A 17,139-nucleotide genomic window follows, 5' to 3' on the forward strand; every position below is an offset into this window, starting at 1 on the left:
GGAAAACGCGATCTACGGACACGACGGCCCCTGTGCGCCGAGGCAGCGATAGCCGGTTCATCGATACGATCGGGATCTCGCCCTGGAGACTAGAGTCGCCGGGCGTTTTTTCTTGATCGTCTGCCGCGGAACCACAATACTGTGATCATTCAACACTTGCCCGGAAGGAACGCGACGTGAACTGGCTTCGACTCCTTCTGGCGCTGTTCTTTTGCGGCGGCGTCAGCGCCGAACCGCTGCGTCTCACCTACCCGCCGCCCGAAGCCGCCGGCGACGAGCGGCACAGTTACTACTGGGAGCTGCTGGAAGCGGCGCTGACGGCCAATCGCGACCGCTTCGGCGATTTCGAGATGCACCCCTACCCCTTGCCGATGACCTTCCAGCGCGGCGTCGCCGAAGTCGAAACCGGCAAAGGCCTCGTCAATATCGTCTCGCGCGCGACCAATCGCGATCTCGAAACCCGGCTGCTGCCGATCCGCATTCCCCTCGACAAGGGCCTGCTCGGCGCGCGCATGTTCCTGGTCATGCCCGAGACCCAGGCGAAACTGGAGCGCGTACGAACGCTCAAGGAACTGCAGGAATTCACGATCGGCCAGAATCCGGCCTGGACCGACGTCAAAATCCTGCAAAGCGCCGGATTCAATGTCGTTCTGTCGGAGGGTTACAGCACCCTGTTCGCCAAGCTCGCCGCCGGGCGCTTCGACCTCTTTTCGCGCGGCATCATCGAAATCGAATCGGAGTGGCGGAACAACCGCGACGAGCGCCCCGGTCTCAGCATCGAAAAGCGCTTTCTGCTGCATTATCCGATGCCCCGCTATTTCTTCGTCCCCCGCACCGCCGAAGGCGCGCGCATGGCCGAACGCATCGAGGACGGACTGCTCCGCCTGCGGCGTAGCGGCGAATTCGATCGTCGTTTCAAGAAGTGGAAGCAACTGGTCCTGAAAGACCTCCAGCTCAGCGGGCGGATCGTCTTCCGCCTGGCCAACCCCGAACTGGGGCCGGAAACGCCGCTGGCCGACAAATCCTGGTGGGACGATCTGGCGGCCGAACTCGGCCATCCGCGCTAGGGGCATTGCCAACCACGCATTCCGCCGCCGCCCCGAAATCGCGAAAAACGCTGGCCTGCAAGCTCTGCCGAAGTAGGCTCCGAGTCAGCGTTTGGGACGACGCGCTCGCATGATTCGGACTTGCATGCCCCCGTTTGCCGACGGTCTCAACGCGAAACGCTCGAACTGGCAGTTGATTGCGAACTGGCGTTACCCGCCGTGGGCGATCCCTCCGGGAACCTCGCGCCCCCGTATCTTGTCGACATCCTCAGGTCTTGCCGGGTCGCCCGGAGGCACTCGCACCTGTATATCCATCAATCGAGGACAGCGCTGCAATCGAGCACTCTAACGCAGCGTCTTGCCGCGCTTCGCTCCCTCAACCCTCGCCGTGACGCCATCGATTGAAACCCATGGCGGAATTCAATATAGTGAATTCGTCATAAATGCAGCGCAATTCTAGGAGGCGTTTTTGCCCTTCACCTGGTCGATCCGACGTTATCTTCTGATCCTTGTACTTGCAGTAACACTGCCCCTGGCCGGTTTGCTGATTTACTCGCTGCATCGAAACTATCTCGACGTACTCTCCCGTGCGGGCCTGATTACGACGCATTTCACCGAGATCGCCGCGGCGGATACCGCCCGCTTTCTCCACGACACGCGGCAATTCCTGCGCGGTCTTGCCGACCGGCCGCAAACACGCCGGCTCGACCCGACGCAATGCGACCCCTTGCTGGCGGAAATCGATGCGTTCTTTCCCCAGTTCGCCAACACCGCCGTACTCGACCGCGAAGGACAAATGCTGTGTTCGGCGCGGACGACTCCGAGCAAGGCCAAGCTGCCTTCGTTCGCCCAGAGTCTTTGGTTCCAGCAGGCGCGCAGCGCCAACACGCCCCATCTCGGCACGGCACATATCGGCCCGGTCAGCGGCAAATGGGTGGTGGTGATCTCCGAACCGATTCCGGCGGCCGATGGCAGTTTCACCGGACTGGTCGGCTATTCCCTCGACCTCGAAAGTTATCACCTGTTCGGACTGGCCGCCGACGCATTGCCGGCAGGCATGTCGCTCGCCGTCATCGACGGGCAAGGGCGCGTCATCCTGCGTTCGGAGAAGAGCCCCGAACAGGTCGGAACCGGTTACTCGCGCGCCGACCTGCTCGCCCAACTCGGGCAAGGCAGCGGCTATGCGCTGGCCTCGGGCGCAAACGGCACCCAGGTGATCGCCCAAACGACGATCGAAGGGACGAACTGGCGCGTCGTCGGCACCCGGCCGGTCGCGCCCATCTTCAGCGGCGTCTGGGCATCGGCCGAGGGCCAATACGCAGCGGCAGCCCTCCTGATCGCCCTCGGCTCACTGCTTGCGCTCTTCGTCTCCCGGCGCATCGTCTGGCCGATCCGGCGTATCGCCGACACGGCGACCAAAGTCGCGGAAGGCGACCTGAACCACCGTCTCGACGCCGAAGGTCCCAGCGAAATCGCCACCGTCGCGACGCACCTCAACCGCATGCTCGACATTCGCGTTGGCGCCGAAGCCCGCTTCAAGGCCCTGCTCGAGTCCGCCTCCGATGCCATCGTCGTGGCGAACCAGGAGGCCCGGATCACCATTGCCAACGAACGCGCCACCGAACTGTTCGGCTACTCCCTCGCCGAATTGCTCGGCATGTCGATTCACGAGTTGGTGCCGGCGGAAGCACGGGACCGCCACCGCCAGGAAGTCAGCCGCTATTTTGCCGGCGGGACGCAGCGCACCCCTGCCCGCCTGGTGCTGGGGCAACGCAAGAACGGGCAGGTATTCCCATGCCACATCGGACTCAGTCCCTTCGAGGCGGACGGTGTGCCGATGGTCTCGGCGATCATCCGCGATCTCAGCGAACGCGTTGAACTCGAAGCCCAGATCGTCCATCAGTCGCAGCACGACCCCTTGACCGGGCTGCCGAATCGCGCCCTGCTCAACGACCGGCTGGAGCGGGCCTTTGCCCGCACCCACCGCGACGGTCATCGTGTCGCGGTGATTCATATCGACATCGACAATTTCGGCGAGATCAACGATTTCCACGGCACGGCCGTCGCCGACCAGGTGCTGTGCCGCTGCGCCGAAAGCATCATCCATTCGCTGCGCGGCACCGACTCGGTCATCCGCTCCGGCTCCGACGAGTTCATCGTCATCGTCGAGGATACGGCCGCCGATTCCGTCGCCCTGCAATTCGGTCAGCGTCTGCGCGCCGCGCTGCGCGACCTGGCCATTGAAACGCCCCGGGCGATCACGGTCACCGCCAGTATCGGCATCGCGCTGTTCCCCTGCGAGGGGGGCGCCGACGGTTTGCTCAAGCATGCCGACCTGGCGCTTGCCCAGGCACAGCGCGACGGCGGCAACACGCTGCGTTTCTTCGAGTCCGAAATGGACGCGCGGGCGTCCCGGCGGATGGATGTGCTCTCGCGCCTGCGCGGCGCCATCGGCCGCGGCGAACTCTTCTTGCATTATCAACCGAAGGTTTGCACCGCCGACGGCCAGGTCATCGGCGTCGAAGCTCTGGTACGTTGGCATAACGGCGACATCGGCATGATTCCGCCGAGCGATTTCATTCCGCTGGCCGAGGAAAGCGGTCTCATCGACGAAATCGGCGAATGGGTCCTGCGCCGCGCCTGCGAGCAAGGCATGCGCTGGCAGGCGGAAGGCCTGTCCGAGCTGAGCATCGCCGTCAATCTGTCGACACGGCAATTCCGACAGGAACGGCTGCTGGCGCTTGTCCGCTCGGCCCTCGAAGACAGCGGACTCCCACCGCAACGGCTGGAACTGGAGATTACCGAGGGCATGCTGATGCAGGACCCGGAGAAAGCCGCCGTCGTCCTGCGCCGCCTGCATGAACTCGGTGTGCGCATCTCCATCGACGATTTCGGCACCGGCTATTCGAGCCTGTCCTACCTGCAGCGCTTCCCCGTCCATACGCTGAAAGTGGACCAGTCCTTCGTCCGCGAAATATCGAACAGTCCGGGCGCCGCAGCGATCGTGACCGCTGTGATCTCGCTCGCGCACAGCCTCGATCTCTGCGTCGTCGCCGAAGGCGTCGAGACGGAAGCCCAGCGCCGATTCCTCGGCGACCTCGCCTGCGACTATTGCCAGGGCTACTACTTCAGCCGTCCGGTCGCCGCCGGGGAAATCAGTGCGCTTAATGGTGCCGAGCCGGCAACCCTCCCCCGCGCCTGACCGCCGACGCGGCCATGGCCGGGCAATGCGGGCGAGGCCGGCACGGCGAGGAGCGAAACGCCGTCCGCTTGCCGATGATCGATTTCGCTAAATCTCATACAATTTCGTCATTGCCCGTCGGCCGACGCCGAACCACCGACATCAGGAGAACCGCATGAACACGCCCACCGCCCCAGCCGCCTGGCCGCGCGCCGTCCTGTTCGATCTGCTTTCCGCCCTGCTCGACTCGTGGACGGTATGGAACACCGTCGCCGGGTCCGAACAGCGCGGCCGCGCCTGGCGCGCCGAATACCTGCGCCTGACCTATGGTTGCGGCGCCTATGTCGCGTATGAGGACCTGGTGCGCCAGGCGGCACATAACACCGGTCTGCCGGAAACCGTCTGCGAGGCGCTGGCGGCGGAGTGGCCGCACTTGCCGGTCTGGAGCGGCGTCAGCGAGACGCTCGCCGAAGTGCAGCGTCATTGCAAGCTCGCCGTGGTGACCAACTGCTCGCAGCGGCTCGGCCGGATCGCCGCCGACCGGATCGGCATTGCGTGGGACGTCGTCGTCACCTCGGAAGAAGCCGGGTTCTACAAGCCGGACCCCCACCCCTACCAGATGGCACTCGAAAAGCTCGGCGTGCAGCCGGCGCAGGCGGCCTTCGTCGCGGGTTCGGGCTACGACATGTTCGGCACCTCGCGCGTCGGTCTCCGCACCTATTGGCATAACCGTATCGGCTTGAGCCTGCCGAGCGGCGCGCCGGCGCCGGAAGTCGAATCGCCGACGCTCGATGGACTGCCGGACTGGCTCGCGCATTTTCATCCGGTCTGAGGACACGACGATTTCATACTGACACGTCATCGTGTGGCGCGATCGCAAATTTGGTGGAAAATAGCGGTCTTTGCGCCGCCTGCCCTCCATTTTTTCCGCGCTGGTTCCAGCGCCGAGGTTCCGACATGACCGACATTTATCAGCCTCTCGACAGTCGCTATACGGCGATGTCCTATCATCCGGTTGGCCGCAGCGGCCTGAAACTGCCGCGCTTCTCCCTGGGCTTGTGGCATAACTTCGGCCAGAACGCCAATCCGGCCGACGCCCGGGCGCTGCTGCTGCGCGCCTTCGACCTCGGCATCACCCATTTCGACCTCGCCAACAACTACGGCCCGCCGCCCGGCGCCGCCGAACGCCTTTTCGGCGAGATCCTGCACGCCGACCTCGCCGCCCACCGCGACGAACTGATCATCTCGACCAAGGCCGGCTATCCGATGTGGCCCGGCCCCTACGGCACCGACGGCTCGCGCAAGCACCTGCTCGCCAGCCTCGACCAGAGCCTCGAGCGCATGCAACTCGATTATGTCGACATCTTCTATTCGCATCGTTTCGATCCAGACACCCCGCTCGAAGAAACGATGGACGCACTGGCGACAGCCGTCCAGCAAGGCAAGGCGCTGTATGTCGGTTTGTCGTCCTACTCGGCCAGGAAGACGCGCGAAGCCGCGGCCCTGCTGCGACAGATGGGCGTTCGCTGCCTGATCCACCAGCCGTCGTACTCGATGCTCAATCGCTGGATCGAACCGGAACTCCTGCCAACGCTCCAGGACGAAGGCATCGGCTGCATCGTCTTCTCGCCGCTCGCGCAAGGTTTGCTGACCGGAAAATATCAGCAGGGCATTCCCTCCGACTCGCGCAAGGCCAAGGGCGCCGCATCGTTCCGCGACAACTACATCACGTCCGAGACGCTGGAACGCATCCAGAAACTCTCGGCCATCGCCGAGCGCCGCGGGCAATCGCTGGCGCAAATGTCATTGGCCTGGGTGCTGCGCCATCCGCAGGTCTGTTCGGCGCTCATCGGCGCGAGCCGGATCAGCCAACTCGAAGAGAATATTGCCGCCCTGTCGAACACTCAATTCTCGGCCGAAGAACTCGCCGAGATCGATCTCTGGGCAAAGGATGCGGGCCTCAATATCTGGTCAGCATCGAGCAACGCCGGCTGACGCGGCCAAGCCGATCACTGGCACAGCACTGCCGACGGGCCGCCAAGCGCGGCCCGCGAGCTTTACCGGAACAGGCTCCAAGCCCCCCTGACTCCGGCAAAGAACACCCGCTATTTGCCTGCGCTTGCCAACAGCCGTATCGCACAATCGAGCGGCCTCTTGCCTTCAGCAAAGTTCCGGATATTGCGCCATGCCTGCCGACGTGAAGGCACCCGGACATACCCAATCGCTTTACATATTCTTGCTGCCGAATTGCAAAAAACTGCGGTATCAAAGAATCATTTTTTGCTCTATATTCCTCCAAAATTTTCCAACCAATTAAGAGCCTGTGTCGGTAGGGCTCGCGATCCACGATACCTACCGAAACAGGCTCCGGAACCTTGACCCGATGCCTTGCTGATCGCCCCAGGCAGTGCTTGTATGACAAACCCGCGGATTCTCATTGGCAAATATCGTCAGCACGTGACCGGCCACGACGGCCTGCCGGTGCTTCGCATGCCAAAAAACTGGACTGGCCCGACCGTCGAGCGCCTGGCGATTCCGACTTCGGGCGAATGCGGCCCGCAGTTCACCGGAATGCCCGTCATCTGCACATCGCCGTTGGTACAAGGACTTCGCTGGTACAAGCATTCCTTGAACATCCAGGAAGTCCCGGTCCCGCCCAACGGTATCGATTCGCTGAGCTCCAACTACGAGCGCGAATACGAGAAATGGAAATGCGCACCGGGCCACGAAACCTTGTGTGTCCGCTTCCATCACTCTGTCGTCGAAAAGTTCTTCCAGGACGAAGCGCTGCGCTTTGACATCGAAACCCGCTTTGCGCACAAAGATCCCGTTCTTTCGCGCCTGATCCACGATCTGGCGGCTGAAATGCAAAACGAATTGCCGAATGGCGTCATTTATGCCGAAGGCGTTTCGCTGATGATTCTCGGATGGCTCCGACAGCACTATGCATCGACGCCACAGCAAGGCAAGGCGCCATCCGGCGGATTGTCTTCGGCACAAAAGCAGCGAATCGTCGATTTTATCGATGCCAATATCGGCGCGCCCCTGTCGCTGGATTCGATGGCATCGCAGATCGGCATGAGCGTCTATCACTTCGCCCGCCTGTTCCGCATCACGTTCGAGATCACGCCACACCAGTACGTGCTCAAAAAACGGCTGACACTCACGGCGCACGCACTCAGAAAATGCGCCAACAAGAGCATCTCCGACGTGGCGTTCGATTTCGGATTCTCCAGCCAGGCGCACTTCACCGCCGCATTCCGTCGCCAGTTCGGAGACACGCCGGGAATCTGGCGGGCAAAGCACGCATAAGCCAGGGCCGATCCACTTCGATCAGTTTCTGCAATTCATCACACGCCGACGACTTCACCCAACGGATATCGATCAGCATTTTCTATGGATAGCAAGAAGAACAAACAACTGACATAAACGCTCGGTGCATTGACACCCGATACACAGGACGAGGGAAATGGGGCTGCGAAAGGATTTTCTTGGAATACACTGCTCCGAGATTCTCGGGGAAGACGGGACACCGCTATTGCGCAGCCCAAGCGACTGGAAATGGGGCAGCATCGAGCGCAAGGAAATTCCCATCCGGGCGGAGTGTGGGCCACAAGTTGCCGGCTATCCAACGATCATTGCGTCGAGATTCTCTCCCGGCCGCCGCTGGTATCGCAGCAACGGGGTGACCCGGGAAGTTCCGATGAATTTTCCCGGAGTGGATCTGCTGCCGGCCAACTATGAACGGGATTATGGGAAATGGGATTGTGGCCCCGGGGGTGAGACCGTCGTGTTGAAGCTATCCCCTTCCTATATCGAGCGGAATTTTCAGAAAGATATTCATCAGACAGGATTCGAAACGAAGTTCTCGTTCAAGGACGACAAGCTCGTTGACGCGCTGTTCAGCCTGGCCGACGAACTGCAGCAAGACACCCCTAACGGCATGATGTTTGCCGACGGCATGACCATGTCGATTGTCGGATGGCTCCTCAAGCACCATGCCAGGAAAAATCCATTGGAATCGCTTGATAACGGCAGTAGCGGCCTGACGGCAAAACAACAGGCCTCAGTGCGCGAATTCGTCGCGACGTCTCTGGCCGGAGATCTCAGCGTCGAGACGATTGCGGCCAAACTGAATATCAGTCCATTCCACTTCTCACGCTTGTTCCGCACCTCGTTCGGCATGGCACCGCACCAATACGTATTGAAAATGCGTATCGACCGGGCCGCACGACTGTTGCGATCGGATTCCCGGCGTTCCATATCCGATATTGCGATGGCCGTTGGCTTTTCGAGCCAGTCGCATCTCACCAACGCATTCAAGCGCTGTGTCGGCGAATCACCGGCGCGGTGGCGTCAATTACACGACTAGAACGTACACTGACGACCCTGCTCGATGAAGATCGTGCCCGGCTGGCTCTGCTTGAATTGGCGCCGCTCCGATTCCAATCGTCGAATCGAAGCAAGACTCGCTTTAGCAGCTTGGATCGCAAGCATGCTCGAGTACTATGGATTCTTCCTCTACGCGACAGCGGCATCGCTGGTGCTCGGCCCGCTCTATTTCCCGGCCAATGATTCGAGCATCACCTCGCTTGCGATTTTTGCCTCGGTGGGAATTGGGTTCATTGCGCGCCCAATCGGTGCCCTTGCTCTCGGCATCATTGGCGACACCCTCGGACGCAGGCTCGTGCTCGGAATTACGCTGTTCGTCATGGGCGCATCGACTTTTCTGATTGGCGTATTGCCGACGCATCAGGACATTGGCGTGCTTGCCCCGTTGATGCTGATCGTATTCCGGTTTCTTCAAGGCTTGGCAGTGTCCGGACAACACTCGGGAACAAGCAGTCTTGCGCTTGAACTCAGCGACGCCGGCAGACGCGGTTTTTACACGAGTTCCGTTCTCAGTGGAACACAGGCCGGATTGATCCTGGCGTCGGGATGCCTGCTGCTTCCGTCGGTCGCCCTGTCGCCGAGCAGCTTCGCCGCCTGGGGCTGGAGAATTCCCTTTCTGCTCGGATTCGTGATCGTGGGATTCGGTCTATGGACCCAATCGCACTTGCCGGAAAGCCCGTCATTCGCGTCCGGGACCCGGACCTCCGATACCTGGCTGACGCCGCTGCGACACCTGCTCTGTCATTGCAAGCGCGACAGCCTGCTCGTCATCGCCGCTTCACAAGTCTCGGTGGTGAGCAGCATCGTCGGGGTCTACTCCCTCGCGCTGGCGGTCAATGTTTCGCGGATGTCGATGACGACGATGCTGTCCGTTCAGCTGACGAGCGCGTTGGTCGGCGTATTTACGATTCCGGCCTGGGCCCATCTTTCCGACAAGATCGGAAGGCGCCCCGTATTCCTGCTCGGGACAGTGTTGTCGGCCATTCTGATCTGGCCCTATTTCCTTGCGATCGACGATGCCAACGTGCACATGACCTTTGTTTTCGGCATATTGCTTTCGGGGATCGCCTACGGTGCGGTCAACGGCGTTTGGCCAGCCATGTATGGCGAAATGTTCGCCACCAGGATTCGCATCACCGGCATGGCAAGCACAACCCAGATTGGCTTTGCCCTAACTGCCCAGGCACCACTCGCGGCCACTTTCCTGACGGGCGAGTCATCCGACTGGAGCGTTGCGCCCTGGATCACCAGCATCGGATGCCTGGTGTCCGTGCTCGCTGTCCTGCGCTTTCCCGAGACGAGCCGAATAAACGTCGACGAGCTTGGCTCGAAGCCCTGACAAGCCCGCCAGCGCCCGACGGCACTGACACGCTTCCCGAAGAAGCACGCGCATGCACCTCCGGATACTTCTTCGGCATACGCCCGTATATACGTACAAAACAACAACCGGATGTCATTGTCTCCGGCAACGACACGATTCGAATAGATCAGCACAAATTTGCAATAGTGCGCCTGTTTTATGAAAGACCGCCCGACCTTCTCTGGGTAGGCTGAATGAATAGCGCGACGGTCGTCATCAAGCGCCCCGTCGACGCAGAAAGATCCCGCCAACGTAGCTCAGTTGAAGCGGAGATCATATAAATCAATAGGGGAAGGAAACGCTTGACCATGGCCATCGTCCTGCTCGTCGACATCGGCAAGCTCCGGTATTGCAGCATTGCGGTATAGCATCGTGAGAATGCCTGATCCGAAGCTGCTTCGGTCGGTGTCGATTTCACGACTTGCCGAGACACTCGTCCTTGCCGTGTTGGCATGGCAGACGGCGACACTGCTGTGGTCGATCTTCTCGACAGCGGATGACAGCTTCGATCTGCGCCCACCGCAGGCCTTGCCGGCAATGACGTCGGGATCGCCGGATGCTGTGCTGGGATGGTACGGCGCCGACAAGTCCGCATCGCTCCCCTACGATGACAACTACACGCTGATTGCGGTGATTGCCGGAAAGCATGGCGCCGCCCTGCTGAAGGAAAAAAACGGCACCAGCATTGCGGTTCGTATCGGCGACGAAATCCGTCCGGGCAATACGCTCGTGGCCGTTGACCCAACGCAGGCGACGATTGAGCACTTGGGACAAAAGCATATCGTCAGGCTGCCGCAGACGGAATCGGGCAAGGCGCAGCCAATCGCGCCGGCGCCCACGCCCTCCGCACCCGAGCGCTCGCTGCCGGCCATCCGCGTGATCCGCCACCAGTTCGCCCGGGTCTGGCAAGACAGCGACCCGAATTCCTTGGGCAAGGGTTTGTCATCGTCAGGCGATGAGGGCATTCGTATCACCAAGGCCGAGCGTGTTCCCTTCGCCCGGATTCTGCGACTCAAGGACGGCGATCTGCTGACCGGGGTCAATCAACGTCCGCTCAAGCGACTCGACGACATTTCGCTTCTGTCCGACTTCCTCGGCCCCGACGACGCTGTCGAGCTCAGCTTGATCCGGCGCGGCGTCCGTCAGCATCAACACTATGAACTGCTGCCATGATTTCAATTAAGCCCTTTCGCTCGACGTCCATTGGCCTGCTGCTGGCAGCCACCTTGCAGATCGCACAAGCCGCCGAAGACCTGCTAACGCTCAATTTTGTTGACTCCGACATCCCGTCGACGGTCAAGGCGATTGGCGTCATTACCGGAAAGAACTTCCTCATCGATCCCAAGGTAAAAGGCAGCATCAACATCGTCTCCAACCAGCCGGTCGCCAAGGAATTGATCTATCCGATCATGCTTTCGGCCTTGCGACAGCACGGATACACCGCCATCGACAATGGCACGATCATCAAGATCATTCCCGACGTCGAAGCCAAGACCCAGACGACACAGCTGGTCGCGCGAAAGACGCAGAGCAGCGGCGACAAACTGATCACCAAGATATTTCCGCTGACCTACGAGTCGGCATCGCAGCTGGTTACCACCTTGCGCCCCCTGGTCACCGCCAACAACCTGATTGCCGCCTACCAGGGCAACAACACGATTGTCATTACCGACTATGCCGACAATGTGACGCGCATCGGACAGATCATCGACAACATCGATCACCCGCCCCAGAACGATATCCAGCCGATTGCGATGCGTTATATTTCGGCGCTGGATGCCGCGCAGACGATCGGCCGACTCTTGCCCGAAGTCTTCGTACAAGGCGCTAGCGCGCCGGCATCGGTGCCCGAGGGCGTTCGGCGGACGGTCGTCGTCCCCGATGTGCGCAGCAATCAACTCCTCGTTCGCAGCGAGGTGGCCAGTCATGTCAAACAGATCAAGTCGCTGGTGGCAAGTCTCGACCAGCCTGCCGCTTCTGGCAGCAACATCAACGTCGTCTACCTGCGCAACGCCGAAGCCCTGCGACTGGCCGCCACACTGAAAGGCATTCTGACCGGGCAGGACAGCACCGCGCACGGCCTCACCGCGAGCGGCACAAACGCATCACCGGCAACGAACGCCGCGCTGGCGAGCGGCACGATTGGCACGACCGGCACCGCTGCCACGAGCACCTCCACGCAGACCCTGAACGCCACCGGAGCCAGCACGATGACGAGTCCCGGTTCGGCAAGCACGCAAGGGGGCAGCGTCAACGTGCAAGTCGGCGGTGCGACGGTTCTGATACAGGCAGACACCGTCACCAACTCGCTCGTCATCACCGCGCCGGACCACGTTTATAACAACCTGCGTTCGGTGATCGACAAACTCGACGTGCGTCGCGCACAGATCTACATCGAGGCGCTGATCGCCGAAGTGAACATGTCCAAGGCCGTCGAACTCGGCGTCCAGTGGGCCGCCGCCGGACGCAGCGACAGCAATGCTCAAGCCGCGCTTTTGTCTTCGATCAGTCCGACCAGCACCAACCTCGGCACACTCTATTCAAGCGTCAAATCGGCAAGCTCGGGAAGCAGTTCAAGCTCGTCCTCGGTCACCCTCCCGTCGACATTCAGCCTCGGCTTGCTCAACAAATCCAACTCACTTGGCATTCTCGCCAGTGCAATCGAAAAAATCGGCAATGGCAATATTCTGTCGACGCCGAATCTGCTGATGCTGGATAACGAGGAAGCCAGGATCACCGTCGGACAGAACATCCCGATCCTGACCGGCTCCTACACCACCAGCGCGAGCGGATCGAGCAACCCGTTCCAAACTGTCGAACGCAAAGACATTGGCATCAAACTGAAGATCAAGCCGCAAGTGTCTGACAGCGGATCGATCACGCTCACGGTGGCGCAGGAAGTCTCCAGCATCGACGAAAGCATCAGCACCAACGGCGCCGGCATCGCCACCAAAGTCCGCCTGATCGAGACCAAGGTGCTCGTCGATGACGGACAGACCATTGTCCTCGGCGGCCTGATCGAGGACAAGGTCAGCCAGGCGAACAACAAGGTCCCGCTGCTCGGCGACATTCCGGTGATGGGCCAGTTGTTTCGCTATGAGACGCGCGACCAGCAGAAGGTCAATCTGATGGTATTCCTGCGCCCGACCGTGTTACGCGACGGCAGTTCGAGCGCGGCGCTCTCCTCGGCGCGCTACGAGTATCTTCGCACCGAGCAAGGCCGTTTCGACATGCCGGGGAATCTGGTGCTCGACGCCGTTCCCAAAGTCCAACTGCCGCCACAAGGCGGGACGCCGCCAGCGGTCCCGGGCAGCGGCGAGCCGACGGCCAGGATCGACGTCCGCCCATGAGTTCGCGACTCGTTCCGTACGCTTTCGCACGCGAATTCGGGCTGTTCGACGCCGAATCCGGGGCGGACGGCCTTCTCGTCTATTTTCGTGAAGGCGGCGATGTCGGCGCCCTGACCGAACTTCAGCGTCATAGCGCGGCGCCGCTGCGACTGCAGGTACTGTCCGCGGAAGCCTATCAGGAGCATCTCGCCCGGGCATTCAACAGCGCCGACACCGGCCTCGACAACATGGCCGACGACCTCGCCAGCATGGAGGACTTGTCGAGCCTGCTGGAGGATTTGCCGGAACTCGAGGATTTGATGGAGTCTGCCGATGATGCACCAGTCATCCGGCTGATCAATAGCCTGCTGGCGCAGGCCTTGCGCCGGAACGCTTCCGACCTGCACTTCGAGATGTTCGAGACGAGGGCGACGGTGCGTTTCCGCATCGACGGGCAATTATGCGACGTGCTTGAGCCACGGCGCGGCTTGCATGCGGCCATGGTCTCCCGGATCAAGATCATGGCCGCTCTCGACATTGCCGAAAAACGTTTGCCGCAGGACGGCCGCATCGCCTTGCGCATTGCCGGCAAGCCGGTCGACGTCCGCGTATCGACACTGCCGACGGGTCATGGCGAACGCGTCGTCCTGCGCCTTCTCGACAAGTCCGCCGGGCGCCTCGACCTGTCCCGACTCGGCATGCGTCCGGAAACGCTGGCGCGCATGCAGCATCTGCTGGAGCAACCGCACGGCATCCTGCTCGTCACCGGACCGACCGGCTCGGGCAAGACCACGACCCTGTATGCGGCGCTATCGGGAATGGACTGCAGCACCACCAACATCATGACGGTCGAGGACCCGATCGAATACGATCTCGACGGCATCGGCCAGACGCAAATCAACACCCGTATCGACATGAGCTTTGCCCGGGCCTTGCGCGCGATCCTGCGCCAGGATCCCGACGTGATCATGATCGGCGAGATTCGCGACAAGGAAACCGCACAAATCGCCGTCCAGGCATCACTGACCGGCCATCTCGTCCTGGCGACGCTGCACACCAACGATGCCCCCAGCGCCATGACACGTCTGGTCGACATGGGCATCGAGCCCTTCTTGCTCGCCTCGTCCTCGCTCGGTGTACTGGCGCAACGCCTGGCCCGCCGGCTCTGCCCGACATGCCGCAGCCCCTATGAGGCCGACGCCGCCGAGATGAAGCTGCTCGGCCGCACCGGGAAGACCGTCCTGTATCGCGCCGATGGCTGTGCCGAGTGTGGTCACACCGGATATCAGGGACGTACCGGCCTGTATGAATTGCTCATCATTGACGATGACATTCGCGTCCTGATTCATCAGGACGGAAACGAACAGCAGATACGCGAGCGTGCTATTGCGACCGGCATGCAATTACTGAGGGATGACGGCATTGCTCGCGTCCTCGACGGCGAGACGACGCTGGAAGAAATTCTCCGGGTGACGCGGGAGGCATGACGATGAGTTCCCCACGGCAATTTTCCCGGCTGAGGCTCATCCTTACCGCCGATCCGTCCCAGGACAGCGTCCGGTGGCTGGGATTTGGCGACGGCCAAGCCGTCCCCACCCCCGGCGAAGACAGCCCGGCCAACTTGCCGAGCGCCGATGCCATCGAGCTGATTCTGCCGCCCGCCCGGATTTCGCTGCACCGATTGACCCTGCCGGCCCGCGCCGGCAAGCACCTCGACGCACTGGTGAGCCAAACCATGGAGGATCGTCTGTTGGGCGATCGCGGCGACACCCTGTTTCTCATCGGCCGCGACGCCGAGGGACAACGTCATGTCGGCGCCTGCAGTCGTACCTGGCTGGCAAGCGTCCTGGACCGGCTGAGCGCCGTCGGTGTGATTCCAGAGCGCTTGCTCCCGGCCTATGCCTTATTGCCGGAAGATGAACACACTGTCGTCTCAGCGCCCATCGACGACAAAATCATATTCCGGACGCCTGAAGGCCACTACGGGGTGGTACGCGACGAGTCCTCATTGCAGGCGCTGAGAGGCGACGCCACGCTCCGGTTCATTACCGACGTATATCGGCAAGACGGTTCAAGCATCGTGCAGTTTCATCCGCCTCGTACGCTGGTACGGTCGGCGCGCCCGGCTTTCGACCGTTCGGCCTGGCATCGAAGCGCCACATTGCTGGCGTTGTCGCTGCTGCTGTTTATCGCTGCCACGACGATCCACTGGCGGCAACTCGAGCGGCGTGAGCGTCTGCTGTCGCACGAGATCCGGCAGACCTTCGCTGCCGCCTTCCCTGGCACGCCGATTATCGACCCGGCCTTGCAGTGGGAAAGCAAGCAACGCGAGCAATCCGGCACGCGCGCCGATGCCCTCGATGCACTCGCGCTATTGGCCGGAAAGCTGCCGCTGCCATTACAACCACGGCATATCGAGGCGGACGAAGCGGGGATTCGACTGACCGTGAGCGACGCGGCGCTTGCGCGTTACAAGGAACAACTCGACGCCCTGGGACATCCTGAAATCACGCCCGCAGGGCCAGGTCTGGTGCGGGTCCAGTTTCGCGGGGGGCAATGATGATATTCAAAACCCGGATCCAATCGCTCAAGGAAAACGCCCTGACCTGGTGGCGAGAACGTAGCGAACGCGAACGTTGGATTCTTGCCGTCTGGAGCCTTGCCTTGCTCGGCTTGCTGGTCTGGTTCGGCCTTCTGACGCCGATGCAGCATCGGATCGGGTCGCTCGAACGACGACTGCCGGCACTGGAATCCCTGCTCGGAAAGATGCGCTCGTCCGTCGCCGCCGGGACACACCGGTCAACAAGCACGCGTCATGATGACGGCGACTTGCGCGGCCGCCTTTCCGGACTGCTCGCAGAGCGAAAGCTGAGCGCCGAGCTAAAGGCGATCTCGACGACACGCGTTGAAATGCGGCTCCCGGAAATGCCGGTCGCAGAAGCCTTCACTCTGCTCGACCTCATGCGTCGGGAATCGGGGGCTCGCGTCGTCACCCTCGGCATCAAGGCAGAACCGACCGCCGCCACCCTGATTCGTGTCGTCGCAGAACTGGAGCGTCGATGATGCGCTTCAAGCCGACGCTCTCTCGTCCCCAGAAATGGATCGCCGCTCTCGTCTTCGCGGCAAGCTTTCTCCTGCAGACGCCGGCGCGTTTGATCGGACTTGCCTTGCCATCTGCGGTCAAGCTTCATGATGTCAGCGGATCGTTCTGGAACGGCAAGGCCGCGGCGCTCGGCCTGGGCGGACTGATCGTTCAGGAACAACTCGAATGGAATTTCCAGCCCGGGAGACTTCTCGCCGGCGCGCTCGTCTGGGACATTCGCGGACGCTTTGGCGACCATGCCAGCCAGTTGCGACTGACATTGGCGCCTGAGCGTATCGAAGCCGACGGCGTCCGTATCGCCCTACCGATCGAGCCCTTTGCCGCCATGGTGCCGCAACTCAAGTCGATGCCGCTGGGCGGAGTGCTGACCATCGAAGCGGCGCGACTGGATCGGCGTACGTCGCTGACCGCACGGCTGGACGCGCAACAGGTCTTTTCGCCACTCGCCGGGTCCGGCGCACTCGGGAATTACCGGGCGGACATCGGCAACGACGGCAACGCGAGCCACTGGCAGCTGACGACGATCTCCGGACGTCTCCAGCTTCGTGGACAGGGAACGCTTGAACGCACCGGCATGCCGCATGGCCAGCTCTCTTTCGAGACGCAATCCGACATTCCGGGCATTTCCGCACTTCTCGGCACGCTGCCGAGGAAGGACGGAAACCAGTTTCAATGGTCTTTCTAGGTCGCGAGGAGGTGAAGGCAGCTCAACGTTCTGATTGCCACAA

Annotated in this window: 13 protein-coding genes; all 13 read left to right on the top strand. The window is 61.5% G+C overall.

Annotated features, from left to right (window positions below):
- Positions 1 to 176 precede the first annotated feature (176 nt).
- Positions 177 to 1,067, top strand: a complete 891-nt coding sequence (locus BLR25_RS07035) for a type 2 periplasmic-binding domain-containing protein (RefSeq protein WP_091935911.1) — start codon at positions 177 to 179, stop codon at positions 1,065 to 1,067.
- A 448-nt stretch (positions 1,068 to 1,515) separates the two neighbouring features.
- Positions 1,516 to 4,248: an EAL domain-containing protein gene (locus tag BLR25_RS07040; RefSeq protein ID WP_091935913.1), complete on the top strand. Its 2,733-nt coding sequence runs from the start codon at positions 1,516 to 1,518 to the stop codon at positions 4,246 to 4,248.
- A gap of 154 nt (positions 4,249 to 4,402) precedes the next feature.
- Positions 4,403 to 5,059 carry an HAD family hydrolase gene (locus BLR25_RS07045; protein WP_091935915.1) on the top strand — a complete coding sequence of 219 codons (657 nt, stop codon included), beginning with the start codon at positions 4,403 to 4,405 and terminating at the stop codon, positions 5,057 to 5,059.
- A 125-nt stretch (positions 5,060 to 5,184) separates the two neighbouring features.
- On the top strand, positions 5,185 to 6,222 hold the full coding sequence (mgrA, locus tag BLR25_RS07050; RefSeq protein WP_091935917.1) for an L-glyceraldehyde 3-phosphate reductase: 1,038 nt from the start codon (positions 5,185 to 5,187) through the stop codon (positions 6,220 to 6,222).
- Between the two features lie 420 nt (positions 6,223 to 6,642).
- The gene (locus tag BLR25_RS07055; protein WP_091935919.1) at positions 6,643 to 7,539 is read left to right on the top strand and encodes a helix-turn-helix domain-containing protein; all 897 of its coding nucleotides are present in this window, start codon (positions 6,643 to 6,645) and stop codon (positions 7,537 to 7,539) included.
- Between the two features lie 157 nt (positions 7,540 to 7,696).
- A complete protein-coding gene (locus BLR25_RS07060) occupies positions 7,697 to 8,599 on the top strand; it encodes a helix-turn-helix domain-containing protein (protein WP_091935922.1) in 903 nt (300 codons plus the stop codon).
- Between the two features lie 24 nt (positions 8,600 to 8,623).
- Complete coding sequence (locus BLR25_RS07065) at positions 8,624 to 9,958, top strand: MFS transporter (protein ID WP_091935924.1); 1,335 nt, start codon at positions 8,624 to 8,626, stop codon at positions 9,956 to 9,958.
- A gap of 399 nt (positions 9,959 to 10,357) precedes the next feature.
- On the top strand, positions 10,358 to 11,152 hold the full coding sequence (locus BLR25_RS07075) for a hypothetical protein (protein ID WP_091935927.1): 795 nt from the start codon (positions 10,358 to 10,360) through the stop codon (positions 11,150 to 11,152).
- Positions 11,149 to 13,329 (top strand): type II secretion system secretin GspD, encoded by a 2,181-nt coding sequence (gspD, locus tag BLR25_RS07080; protein WP_091935929.1) that lies wholly within the window; start codon positions 11,149 to 11,151, stop codon positions 13,327 to 13,329. Before BLR25_RS07075 ends, gspD begins: the two co-directional genes overlap by 4 nt.
- A complete protein-coding gene (gene gspE / locus BLR25_RS07085; protein ID WP_091935931.1) occupies positions 13,326 to 14,795 on the top strand; it encodes a type II secretion system ATPase GspE in 1,470 nt (489 codons plus the stop codon). The genes gspD and gspE overlap by 4 nt, the downstream gene beginning before the upstream one ends.
- A gap of 2 nt (positions 14,796 to 14,797) precedes the next feature.
- Positions 14,798 to 15,868 (top strand): type II secretion system protein GspL, encoded by a 1,071-nt coding sequence (gene gspL, locus BLR25_RS07090; protein ID WP_176785788.1) that lies wholly within the window; start codon positions 14,798 to 14,800, stop codon positions 15,866 to 15,868.
- Positions 15,865 to 16,371: a type II secretion system protein GspM gene (gene gspM / locus BLR25_RS07095; RefSeq protein ID WP_091935935.1), complete on the top strand. Its 507-nt coding sequence runs from the start codon at positions 15,865 to 15,867 to the stop codon at positions 16,369 to 16,371. The genes gspL and gspM overlap by 4 nt, the downstream gene beginning before the upstream one ends.
- A complete protein-coding gene (gspN, locus tag BLR25_RS07100) occupies positions 16,368 to 17,096 on the top strand; it encodes a type II secretion system protein N (RefSeq protein ID WP_091935937.1) in 729 nt (242 codons plus the stop codon). Before gspM ends, gspN begins: the two co-directional genes overlap by 4 nt.
- Positions 17,097 to 17,139 lie beyond the last annotated feature (43 nt).

The organism is Propionivibrio dicarboxylicus (assembly GCF_900099695.1).
In the GTDB taxonomy this organism is placed as follows: domain Bacteria; phylum Pseudomonadota; class Gammaproteobacteria; order Burkholderiales; family Rhodocyclaceae; genus Propionivibrio; species Propionivibrio dicarboxylicus.

What these genes read in the sequence shown, in the direction of transcription:
- BLR25_RS07045 (WP_091935915.1), top strand. Translation starts at nt 4,403, where the DNA reads ATGAACACGCCCACCGCCCCAGCCGCCTGGCCGCGCGCCGTCCTGTTC.
- mgrA (WP_091935917.1), top strand. Translation starts at nt 5,185, where the DNA reads ATGACCGACATTTATCAGCCTCTCGACAGTCGCTATACGGCGATGTCC.
- BLR25_RS07055 (WP_091935919.1), top strand. Translation starts at nt 6,643, where the DNA reads ATGACAAACCCGCGGATTCTCATTGGCAAATATCGTCAGCACGTGACC.
- BLR25_RS07060 (WP_091935922.1), top strand. Translation starts at nt 7,697, where the DNA reads ATGGGGCTGCGAAAGGATTTTCTTGGAATACACTGCTCCGAGATTCTC.
- BLR25_RS07065 (WP_091935924.1), top strand. Translation starts at nt 8,624, where the DNA reads ATGAAGATCGTGCCCGGCTGGCTCTGCTTGAATTGGCGCCGCTCCGAT.
- BLR25_RS07075 (WP_091935927.1), top strand. Translation starts at nt 10,358, where the DNA reads ATGCCTGATCCGAAGCTGCTTCGGTCGGTGTCGATTTCACGACTTGCC.
- gspD (WP_091935929.1), top strand. Translation starts at nt 11,149, where the DNA reads ATGATTTCAATTAAGCCCTTTCGCTCGACGTCCATTGGCCTGCTGCTG.
- gspE (WP_091935931.1), top strand. Translation starts at nt 13,326, where the DNA reads ATGAGTTCGCGACTCGTTCCGTACGCTTTCGCACGCGAATTCGGGCTG.
- gspL (WP_176785788.1), top strand. Translation starts at nt 14,798, where the DNA reads ATGAGTTCCCCACGGCAATTTTCCCGGCTGAGGCTCATCCTTACCGCC.
- gspM (WP_091935935.1), top strand. Translation starts at nt 15,865, where the DNA reads ATGATGATATTCAAAACCCGGATCCAATCGCTCAAGGAAAACGCCCTG.
- gspN (WP_091935937.1), top strand. Translation starts at nt 16,368, where the DNA reads ATGATGCGCTTCAAGCCGACGCTCTCTCGTCCCCAGAAATGGATCGCC.